This is a genomic window from Methylobacterium indicum, from assembly GCF_001043895.1.
GTDB lineage: Bacteria > Pseudomonadota > Alphaproteobacteria > Rhizobiales > Beijerinckiaceae > Methylobacterium > Methylobacterium indicum.
The window spans coordinates 1-10,512 of record NZ_JTHF01000323.1 but is presented as its reverse complement, the minus strand read 5'-3'; the positions used below and the strand labels follow the sequence as shown (position 1 = coordinate 10,512).

At 71.1% G+C, this 10,512-nt stretch carries 8 protein-coding genes; 3 read left to right on the top strand and 5 right to left on the bottom strand.

The genetic code is table 11. The annotated features are described in order from the left end of the window. Window positions 1–316 precede the first annotated feature (316 nt). Window positions 317–1,549 carry an oxalate decarboxylase family bicupin gene (locus QR78_RS28915; protein WP_048431071.1) on the top strand — a complete coding sequence of 411 codons (1,233 nt, stop codon included), beginning with the start codon at window positions 317–319 and terminating at the stop codon, window positions 1,547–1,549. A gap of 231 nt (window positions 1,550–1,780) precedes the next feature. Here QR78_RS28915 and QR78_RS28910 read toward each other — a convergent pair whose 3' ends face one another. Beyond that, window positions 1,781–2,386, bottom strand: coding sequence for a GNAT family N-acetyltransferase (locus QR78_RS28910; protein WP_048431070.1), 606 nt, complete (start codon window positions 2,384–2,386; stop codon window positions 1,781–1,783). Further along, window positions 2,386–4,731 carry an Orn/Lys/Arg family decarboxylase gene (locus tag QR78_RS28905; protein WP_048431069.1) on the bottom strand — a complete coding sequence of 782 codons (2,346 nt, stop codon included), beginning with the start codon at window positions 4,729–4,731 and terminating at the stop codon, window positions 2,386–2,388. Before QR78_RS28905 ends, QR78_RS28910 begins: the two co-directional genes overlap by 1 nt. A 486-nt stretch (window positions 4,732–5,217) precedes the next feature. Between QR78_RS28905 and QR78_RS28900 the strand changes: the two genes are divergently transcribed. Then, entirely contained in the window at window positions 5,218–5,736 is a 519-nt protein-coding gene (locus QR78_RS28900) for a Ros/MucR family transcriptional regulator (RefSeq protein WP_048431068.1), read from the top strand. Between the two features lie 86 nt (window positions 5,737–5,822). Here the strand turns inward: QR78_RS28900 and QR78_RS28895 are convergent, their stop codons facing one another. Both QR78_RS28895 and QR78_RS28890 read right to left on the bottom strand, forming a co-directional pair. Further along, window positions 5,823–6,854 carry a helix-turn-helix domain-containing protein gene (locus QR78_RS28895; RefSeq protein WP_053221141.1) on the bottom strand — a complete coding sequence of 344 codons (1,032 nt, stop codon included), beginning with the start codon at window positions 6,852–6,854 and terminating at the stop codon, window positions 5,823–5,825. Between the two features lie 121 nt (window positions 6,855–6,975). Beyond that, a complete protein-coding gene (locus QR78_RS28890; protein WP_048431067.1) occupies window positions 6,976–8,274 on the bottom strand; it encodes an MFS transporter in 1,299 nt (432 codons plus the stop codon). 347 nt (window positions 8,275–8,621) lie between these two features. Between QR78_RS28890 and speB the strand changes: the two genes are divergently transcribed. Then, complete coding sequence (gene speB / locus QR78_RS28885) at window positions 8,622–9,701, top strand: agmatinase (protein WP_048431066.1); 1,080 nt, start codon at window positions 8,622–8,624, stop codon at window positions 9,699–9,701. Between the two features lie 24 nt (window positions 9,702–9,725). On the opposite strand, the gene QR78_RS28880 is transcribed toward speB, so the two are convergent. Then, window positions 9,726–10,512: SMP-30/gluconolactonase/LRE family protein (locus tag QR78_RS28880; RefSeq protein ID WP_048431065.1), on the bottom strand; the 787-nt coding region annotated here is incomplete at its 5' end.

Sequence of the window (10,512 nt, the reverse complement as noted above, 5' to 3'; positions counted from 1 at the left end):
GTCGGTTTGCAATGGGTCATGAAGCCTGGCTGCACGGTTCCCGGCCAGGGTCGTGTACCGTGGGCAGGCCAACGCTTCGCCCGCTTAGGTTCTTGTTGTGTCGCAGATTTTTGCCGCCGAACCGGTGTCCACTTCGGCGAAATCTTCCTAGATCGCCTCCGCCGCCCCGTCAGGCGGGACCGGACGGCGCCCGGACCGTCCGGAATGCCGGCGGCGCAGGCCTGACCCGAGGGAACGCCCCGGCCGGGCGCGCGATTGAACCGGCGCCGAGCGGACGGGGTGAGGACCTCGTTTCCGCCGGAGCAGGAGACCGCCCGTGACCCTCATCTCCCGCCGCGACACCCTGGCCGCCGCGGCTGCCGGCCTCGTCGGTACCGCCGCCACCGCCCAAGCGCAGGCACCGGCCGCCCCGTCGGGGCCGCAGCCGATCCGCGGCCGGGACGGCGCCGACATCCTCGGGCCGGTGAACCCGCCCCGGCAAGCAGAGGAACCCTTCACCACCCTGCCGCCGAAGACCGACCACGGCACGATGCCGAACCTCAAATGGTCGTTCACCGACAGCCACATGCGGATCGAGGAGGGGGGCTGGGCCCGCCAGACCACGACCCGCGAATTGCCGATCTCGACCGCGATGGCGGGCGTGAACATGCGCCTCAAGGCCGGCGTCGCCCGGGAGATGCATTGGCACAAGGAGGCCGAGTGGGCCTACATGCTCAAGGGCCGCGCCCGCATCACCGCCGTCGACCAGATGGGCCGCACCTTCGTGGACGACGTCGGCGAGGGCGACCTCTGGTACTTCCCCTCCGGCATCCCGCACTCGATCCAGGGCCTGCCGGGCGAGGTCGACGGCTGCGAGTTCCTGCTCGTCTTCGACGACGGCCATTTCTCGGAGGATTCGACCTTCCTCATCACCGACTGGCTCGCCCACACCCCGCGCGACATCCTGGCGAAGAATTTCGGCGTGCCGGAATCGGCGCTGGCCGGCTTGCCCGACAAGGAGAAATACATCTTCCCGGCGCCGATGCCGGGACCGATCGCCGGCGACAGGACCGGCGGCGCCGGGCCGGTGCCGGAGGGCTTCAGCTACCGCATGCTGGCCCAGGAGCCGATCCGCACCAAGGGCGGCTCCGTCCGCATCACCGATTCCAAGGTGTTTCCGGCCTCGAAGACCATCGCGGCGGCCCTCGTCGAGCTGGAGCCCGGCGCGATGCGCGAGCTGCACTGGCACCCCAACGGCGACGAGTGGCAGTATTATCTCTCCGGCCAAGGCCGGATGACGGTGTTCGGCTCCGAATCGAAGGCCCGGACCTTCGACTACCAGGGGGGCGACGTCGGCTACGTGCCCTTCGCCATGGGCCACTACATCGAGAATACCGGCTCGACGCCGTTGCGCTTCCTGGAGCTCTTCCGCAGCCCGGCCTATGCCGACGTGTCGCTCAACCAGTGGATGGCGCTGACCCCACACGCTCTGGTCCGCGCGCATCTCAATATCGATGAATCGGTGCTGGCCGGGCTGCCGGTGAAGAAGACGCCGGTGGTGCCGGGGTAGGACCGGTTCGCCTCGATGTTCGTTCGGACCGTGCTGACGGTCCCGATATCATCCCGGGGCCGCGCAGCGGAACCCGGGATCCATCATCGCCGAGATTTCAGGATGAGGCGAAGCGTGTTCCGCCCCAGTCCGCCTCGGCAGCGGTTATGGATCCCGGGTTCTCGCCTTCGACGAGCCCCGGGATCGACACGGCGGGTGGAACAGCCGGCGAGACAGCCGATCACTCCCTCTTCACGTCGTCGCCACGGCCGCCTGCGCGTCCCGCGCCGCCGCCTCCTGGCGCCAGGTCGAGGGCTGGTCCGACGACCCCGTGCCGAGCGCGCATTGCACCATCACGCTGTCGGCCCAGCGGCCGTGGCGGTAGGCCACGGCCGGCAGATGGCCGACACGCGTGAAGCCGCAGGCCTCGTGCAGGCGCAACGACGCTTCGTTCTCGGCGTCGATATAGCCGATCATCTGGCGGTAGCCGCCCGCCGCGCAGGCCTCGATCAGGGCCGGCAGCAGGCGCCGGCCGATGCCGGCATGCAGATGCCCGGCATGGACGTAGATCGAGTGCTTGAGCGTGTAGCGGTAGGCCGGCCGCTTGCGGAACGGCACCGCGTAGGCGTAGCCCGCCACCATTCCGTGGCGCTCGGCCACGAGGTGGGGCAGGCGCTTCGACCGCATGTTCTTGCGCCGGCGCTTGAGGTCGTCAGGCCGGAGCCGGTCCTCCTCGAAGTCGCCCGTATCGCCGACGCCGTGGCGGATGTGGTGCTCGTAGATGTCGATCATCGCCGCGACGTCCGCGTCGGTCGACGGGCGGATGACGATCCCGGGCTGGGTCGGCGCCGAATCCATCAGCGCCCCTCCCGCAGCACGTAGGTGTAGAAGCGGATGCGCCCGTCCGGCTCGACCTGGCGGTAGACGCCCTGGATCTCGGCCTCGAAGCCGGGAAACAGGTTGGCGGCGGCCTCGAACATCTTGAAGTAGTCGAGCATGGGCTTGGCCCGCTCGTCCAGCCGCTCGCCCGGCAGCACCGTACCGATGCCGGGCGGGTAGACCAGCATCAGGGTCGTGGCGATGCGCCCCTCGGCCTCGGCGATCGGCACGAAGTCGACGTTGTTGCGGGTCAGCATCTGGGCCGCGGCCTTGGGCGGCATCACCATCTCGGGCAGGTGCTCGGGCATGAACTGCTTGCGCTGGAGCCCCGAGGTGTCCGACTGGCGGTGGAAGGCGTGGTAATCGGCGCAGAGGTCGCGCAGGCGCACGCCGCCATAGCGCTGCGGCCGGCGCCGGACGAATTCCGGCATCGCCTCTTCGAGCAGTACGTTGTCGTCGTGCAGGCGCTTGAAGGCGACGAGGCCGGAGATCAGCGTGCCGGCCTTCGAGGATTCGACGCCGGGCGTCAGCAGGAAGAGCAGCGAGTTGAGGTCGTTCTTCTCCGGGACGATGCGGTTCTCGCGCAGGTACTGGGCGACGATTGGCGCCGGCACGCCGTGCTCGGTGTATTCTCCCGTCCGCCGGTCGAAGCCCGGGGTGAGCACGGTCAGCTTGTTCGGGTCGGTGATGGCGTAGCCCGGCGCGACATGGGTGAAGCCGTGCCAGCCGGCCCCCGGCTTCAGCTCCCAGTGGCGCGCGTCGGAAGCGAGCTCGTCGGTCGGCAGGCTCTCCCACGGCACTTCCGCGCCGCCGGCCCCCGTCGCCATGTCGGGCACGAAGGGATCGAAGAACCAGCGGCGCTTGGGGTCGCGCTCGTTCTCCTCGAATTCCTTGCGAATCGCCCGCACCTTCTTGCGCCACTCGATGCCCAGCCGGATCGTGTCGTCCCACAGGATCATGCCGGAGCGCCCCTTCATCATCTGGGCGCCGACGTCGAGGGAGGCGAAGAGCGGGTAGAACGGCGAGGTCGAGGCGTGGACGAGGAAGCTCTCGTTGAGGCGCCGGTGCTCCACCCGCCTCGTCTGGCCGCGGATATGGCCGTCCTTGGTGTGGATCTGCGAGGCCTGGGAGAAGCTCGCAAGCTGCTTGTGGGTCGATTGCGTGGCGATGATGCCGGGCGAGGTCTCGTCCAGCCCCGTCAGCCCCATGGCGTAGCGGCCCTGGAACAGCGGATGGAACTTCATGAAGCCGGCCCAGGCCTCGTCGAACAGGATGTAGTCGCAGAGATGGCCGATCCTGGCGACGATCTCGCGGGCGTCGTAGATCGTGCCGTCATAGGTGCATTGCTCGATCACCGCGACGCGGAACGGGCGTTCCTTGCACCACGCCTCCTTGTCCTTGACGAGCGGATTGTCGCGGATCTTCCGGCGGATTTTTTCTTCGTCCAGCGCCTCGTGGAAGATCGGCCCGATCAGCCCGTAGGCGTTGCGGTCGGTCTCGAGGAAGATCGGGATGCCGCCGCCGAGGAAGAGCGCGCCGTGATGCGCCGCCTTGTGGTTGTTGCGGTCGAACAGCACCAGGTCGTCCTCGGCCACCAGCGAGGACAGCACGATCTTGTTCGAGGCCGAGGTGCCGTTGAGCACGAAGTAGGTCTTTTCGGCCCCGAAGATCTGGGCTGCCTCCTTCTGCGCCTTGAGCGCCGGGCCCTCGTGGGTCAGGAGATCGCCGAGATCGAGGACCGAGTTGTCGAGGTCGTCGCGAAAGATCGCCTCGCCCAAGTGCTCGACGAAGATGCGGCCGATCGGCGAGCGGTTGTAGAAAATGCCGCCGTTGTGGCCCGGGCAGGTCCAGAGCTGGTTGCCCTTCTCGGCGTAATCGACGAGGGCTCCGAAGAACGGGGTCTTCAGGGTCTCGGCATATTGCGTGACGCGGCTGACGAGGCCGCGGGCGATGAATTCTGGGGTCTCTTCCGCCAGGAAGATGTAGCCGTCGATGAAGTCGAGGAGCTCGACGGGGATGTCCTCGAGCCGCTTGCGCCGGACCATGATGACGATCGGCATCTCGAGGCCGCGCTTGCGCATCATGTCGATGAGCGCCGCCGCCTTGCCGTCGAGGCCGCGCTTGCCCCAATCCACCACCAGGCAGCCGACCGCCGCATCGGTCTGCACCGCGATCGCCGCATCCTCGACCCGCCGCGCCCGCACCACCTCGAAGCCGCGATGCTCGACCGCCGCCACGATCTGGTTGACGCGCGCGCCCTCGAGGTCGTCCGGGTCGAAGGCCGGCGTGCACATCAGCACGGTGAAGCGGCGGTGGAAGTCCATCGGGCGGGGCTCCTGTCCTGGGCAGTCGGACCTGCGTGTCGGCCCCTCTCATGACGTTCCGATGACGGTCCCGGCCCTGCGGCGAATCCACTCCCCCGGGCGATGCCGGCATGGGGAAGGCGGCGACGCGCCGGACATCCGGGCATCTCTCGCGGGCATCTCTCGCGGGCATCCCCCGCCCCGCACGCCAATCCGCCATGCGGCCTAATCGGGGTGGACCTTCGCCGGGGCCGGTCAGGCGCTGACTAATCCACTCTGGGTACCGCCGACCGAGTTTGCGGCCGAGTAGCCCGCGCGATGCGCAAGGCTTGGGTGAATCTCCGGGCCGGCATGAAGCCGTTGCGCGACGTGAAGGCGGCCCGATTACAAAAAGCATCTGTGGGTAATTCGGCGCTGACCGTACGACGGTGGGTTGAAACTGCACGCGTGTGCCCGATATCGGCTCCAGGCCCGCTCGTCGGGTGCGTTGATTTAGGACAAATATCCGTGTCGCAAGAAGATCTGGTCCAGGACGTCGACTTCGTGGCGCTCGCCGCCGACGTCGTGTCCGCCTACGTCGCCAACAACTCGGTTCCGGCCGCCGACCTCGCCGGCCTGATCGGCACCGTGCACAACGCCTTCGTCTCCCTCGGCCAGCCGGTCGCCAAGGAGGCCGAGAAGCCGACCCCGCTGATGCCGATCAAGAAGACGGTGACCCCGGACTACCTGATCAGCCTCGAGGACGGGAAGCAGTACAAGTCGCTCAAGCGTCACCTCTCCACCCGGGGCCTCACCCCCGAGGAGTACCGCCGCAAGTGGGGCCTGCCGCACGACTACCCGATGGTCGCCGCCAACTACGCCGCCCAGCGCTCGGAGCTGGCGAAGAGCATCGGCCTCGGCCGGGGCCGCACCGTCGCGGCGGCCGCCAAGCGCGCCACCTCGGATGCGGTCGTGAAGGCCCCCGTCGCCGACGCCAAGGCGGACGCCAAGGCCGCCGGCAAGCCGTCCAAGCGCGCCCGCGCCTGAGGGCCGACCGACGCCGACGAGCGACGCGCACGTGACGCGGCCGTGAAGGGCGACCTGCGGGGGCAGGTCGCCCTTCGCGCGTCGCGTCACATCAGCTCGCCGTGCCAGGTCACGAAGCCGAGCGGCGGTACGCCGGCTGGATCGGGGCGGGTGAGCCGTCTCCGTTCGGCCCTGTCCGGCTCCGCGGTGCCGCGCGCGCTGCGGCGATACTCGCCGGGCGGCACGCCGACCGCGTCGCGGAACAGGCGGCCGGCATGGCTCGGCGAGGTGAAGCCCGCCGCCGTCGCGAGTTCGTCGATCGTGCGGTGCTCGTCGGGCTGCGACAGGGACCGGCGCAGCTGCGCCACGCGCCGCTGCTGCACGAACCGGGCGACGCCGCCGGCCGGCTCGAACAGGCGGTAGAGCACGCTGCGCGACACGCCGATCCCGGCCGCGATCGTCGCGACGGACAGATCCCGGTCGCCCAGATGCCGATCGATGAAGGCCGTGGCGCGTGCCCGCGCCCGTCCGGCGGCGACGGGAGGCGGGACCGGCGCGGCGCGGTCGCGCAGGGAGGCGAGCGTCGCACCCAGCAGGAGGCAGAGCGACTCGGTCGCGACGCCGGCGAGGTTCGGCGTCAGCCCCGCGGCGTGCGCGGCGAGCGAGCGCAGGAAATCGATCGACAGGCCCGCCTCGCGCGGGCCCAGCACCAGCCCGTGCAGGTCGAGCCCGTCGAGGACGGCCGGGTCGAGGCGGTCGCGGGCGATCGCCGCGGTGACGATGCGCGCGCCCGTGGTCCAGGTGCGCTGCGGGCGGGTGAGGTCGAACAGCGCGAGGCTCCCGGCCTCGACCGCGCGGACCGCGTCCTGCACCTCCAGCATCATGCGGCCGGCGAGGACGAGGTGAAGCGTGACGTGGTCGAAGCCGTCGCGGGCGACCCGGCGCGGCCCGCGGGCATGCGACACTCCGGCGAGCTGCCGGTCGAAGATCAGCATCCGTGGCAGCCGGTGGGCGACGACCTCGGTCCGCAACGGCCCGGGCAGGCGATCGACGTCGGTGCCGCTGCTGTAGAGGTCGCGATACGCCTCGAACGCGTCGTCGTCGGCGGCGAGGTCCGGGCCGAGGGTGATCGTGTCCATCGCGCGCGCGGGCGGCTCCTCGGCTGGTTTCCCCTCGGGCAGACGCCGGTTCCGCGACGGAGACCTGCGATCCACCGGGGCGATGGGCGACACGACGCTTCGGCATGCCGAGGCCGGTTGCTCAGCGGCACATCCCTGCCGCTGGGGCCGCTGGTCTCCCGAGGTAGCGCGCACCGAGCAGAAGGGCAACGAGTCCCGCCCCGTAGGCCGGCAGGCTGGCGGCCAGCAGGGCGTGGCCGAGCGCGGCCTCGCCGAAGACCCGGTCGGCCAGAAGCCCGACCAGTGGCGGGCCGAGGCCGAACCCCGCCAGCGTGATGCAGGCCATGAACGGCGCGGTGACGCGGCCGCGCAGCGCCCGCGGCGTCATGATCTGCAGGCCCGCCAGCGTGGCGACCGAGCCGATGCCCAGGCCGAAGATCAGGGCGGCGAGGGCCGCAAGCGCGAGCGCGAGGCGGTCGGTCAGTCCCAGCGTCGCGGCGAGCGGCAGGGTGCCGAGGAGCGAGCCGAGGATCAGCCGTCCGCCGGGCAGGCCCCGCCGTGCGGTGCGGTCGAGGAGGCGTCCGCCGGTGAACTGGCCGAGGGGCGCGGCGACGGCGACGATCACCCCGAACAGCATCCCGGCCGAGGACAGAGGCAGGCCGAAGCGCCGCACGAGCAGCGTCACCGCCCAGGCGTTGGTGGTCTGCACCACCAGGGTGACGGCGGTCCCGGCGATCGCGATGGCGGCGTAGCGCCCGGCATGCCGGGCGAGCCAGGGGGCGAGGGCGGTCCGCCGCGCCGGCCGCCTCCCGCCCCGATCCGGATCGGGCAGACGCAGCATCAGGGCCGCCAGGACGAGGTTCGGCAGCACGCTTAGGGCGAACAGCACCCGCCAGGCCGCGACCGGGGCACCGAGGCCGAGGGGGACCGCGGCCGGCAGCAGGGCGAGGAGCCCGCCGCCGAGCATCAAGGCCGTCCCGCGCCCCAGGGTGGCGCCGGCGGTGTAGAGGGAGACGCCGTGACCGATCCGGTCCGGCGGCTGACGTGCCGCGATGAGAGCCAGGGCGGCCGGGGTGAGCACCGCCTGGCCGAGGCCGAGCACCGCCCGGCCGAGGACGAACTCGCCGAGGCCGGTCGCCAGCCCGCAGGCCAGGGAGGCCAGGCCCCAGACCAGGATCCCGCCCGCGATCAGGCGCGGGCGGTGAACCCGGTCGACCAGGGGGCCGACCGCCAGGGAGGCGACGGCGTAGGTCGCCACGAAGGCGGTCCCCTGGGCGAGGCCGAGCTCGAAATCGCTCAAGGCCAGGTCGGCCTTGATCGCCGGGGCGACAAGGGCGGCGATGAACCGGTCCGCGAAGGCCAGGAGATGGGCGGCGGCGAGCAGCCACACCCCCGGCCAGGCCGGCGCGAGGGAGAAGCCCCCGGGGCGGGACGCGCGCACCGGATCAGGCGTCGCCGGGTGCAAGGCCGGAACCGGCTGCGGCGCGGATCTCGCCCATGCGGGGTGGCTCTCTCGGCTCGGGGGACGTGCCGCGATCGAGGCGGGATCGCGCGACGGCAGGATATGGGCCTCGTCGCAGAAAACGTCGCCGCTCGATAGCCCGTCGGGAGAGCCCGGCTTTTCGGCCGCGGGCTTGCCAGCGCGGCCGGCCTGCGCTTCAGTCGCGCCCGGGCGGCGCGGGCCGAGGGCACGCCGGGCGCGCCGGGGCTCCCCCTCGCGGAGCCGACCTCCCGAGTGCTGCGCCCGGCCGGCGACGACCGGCGGGCCCTTCGTCCCGGATGTCTTCCATGGATCAGGCCAAGAATCAGGCCGAGGATCAGGCCGAGTTTGCCGCCAAGCTCGCGGCCCTGCGCGCCCGCTATCTCGACGCCACCGGCGGCGACATCGACGACCCGGATTTCGCCAAGGCGGCGCGTCAGCAATTCAGCGAGAGCGACCGGCGCAAATGGCCGTTCGCGGACGTCGCGACCTTCCTCGACCTGCCGTACCGCCCCGACGCCGCGACCCTCCCCGATTTCGGCGGCCTCGACGTGGCGCTGATCGGCGTGCCGATGGATCTCGGCGTCACCAACCGGGCCGGCGCCCGCCACGGGCCGCGGGCGGTGCGGGCGGTGGAGCGCGTCGGCCCCTACGAGCACGTCCTGCGGATGACGCCGGCCGCCGAGCTGAAGGCCGCCGATATCGGCGACGTGCCGTTCCGCAGCCGCTTCTCCCTCGAGAGCTGCCACCAGGACATCGAGGACTTCTTCTCGACCGTGGTGAAGGCCGGCGTGATCCCGCTCGCGGTCGGCGGCGATCACTCGATCAGCCGCGCCACCTTGCGGGCGGTCGGCGCGTCGCGCCCGGTCGGCATGATCCATATCGACGCCCATTGCGACACCGGCGGCGTCTACGAGGGCTCGAAGTTCCACCATGGCGGCCCGTTCCGGCAGGCGGTCCTCGACGGCGTGCTCGATCCGGCCCGCACGATCCAGATCGGCATCCGCGGCGGCGCCGAGTACCTGTGGGAGTTCTCCTACGTCTCGGGCATGACGGTGATCCATGCCGAGGAGGTGCCGCAGCTCGGGATTCCCGCGGTGATCGCCCGGGCCCGCGCGGTCGTGGGCGACGGCCCCACCTACCTCTCCTTCGACGTCGACAGCCTCGATCCCGGCTTCGCACCCGGCACCGGAACGCCCGAGATGGGTGGTCTGATGCCGCGCGAGGTGCTGGAGCTGCTGCGGGGGCTCGCCGGCCTGACCATCGTCGGCGGCGACGTGGTCGAGGTGGCGCCGCAATACGACCCGACCAGCAACACCGCGCAATGCGCCGCGCAGGTGCTGTTCGAATTGCTGTGCCTCGTCGCGGCGGGGCGGAAGGGCGGTTAGCCGCCCCCTCCGCGGGCCGGGGCTTCACCCCCCGGCCACGCCCTGCGTATCGACGTACACCGCGTAGAGCGACTGGCTCGCCGCCATGAACAGCCGGTTGCGGTGGCGACCGCCGAAGCAGAGGTTGGCGCAGCGCTCCGGCAGGCGGATGCGGCCGATCAGGGTGCCGTCCGGGTTGAACACCATCACCCCGTCGAGGGCGTCGTCGCCCATGCCCCAGCCGCACCAGAGGTTGCCGTCGGTGTCGCAGCGGAAGCCGTCCGGCGTGCCCGGCCCGGCATCGATGTGGACGCGCCGGTTGCTGAGGCGCCCGCCCGAGACGTCGAAGGCGAGGATGCGGCGGTTCGGCTGCGCCCGCGACTCGACGAGGTAGAGGATCGATTCGTCGGGGGAGAAGCACAGGCCGTTCGGACCGGCGAGGTCGGTCGCCGCTGCCTCCAGCACCCCCGTGACCGGGTCGAGGCGGTAGACGTTCTGCGGCAGTTCCGGCTCGGCCCGCTCGCCCTCGTAGTTGCCGAGGATGCCGAAGGGCGGATCGGTGAACCAGACCGCGCCGTCGCGGGCCACCACCACGTCGTTGGGCGAGTTGAGGCGCTTGCCCTCGAACGTGTCGGCCAGCACCGTGATGGCGCCGTCATACTCGGTGCGGGTGACGCGCCGCCCGCCATGCTCGCAGGTGACGAGGCGGCCCTGGCGGTCGCGGGTGTTGCCGTTGGCGAAGTTCGACGGCTTGCGGAAGGCCTGGACCGCGCCCGTCTCCTCGTCGAAGCGCAGGATGCGGTTGTTCGGGATGTCGCTCCACAGGAGGTAG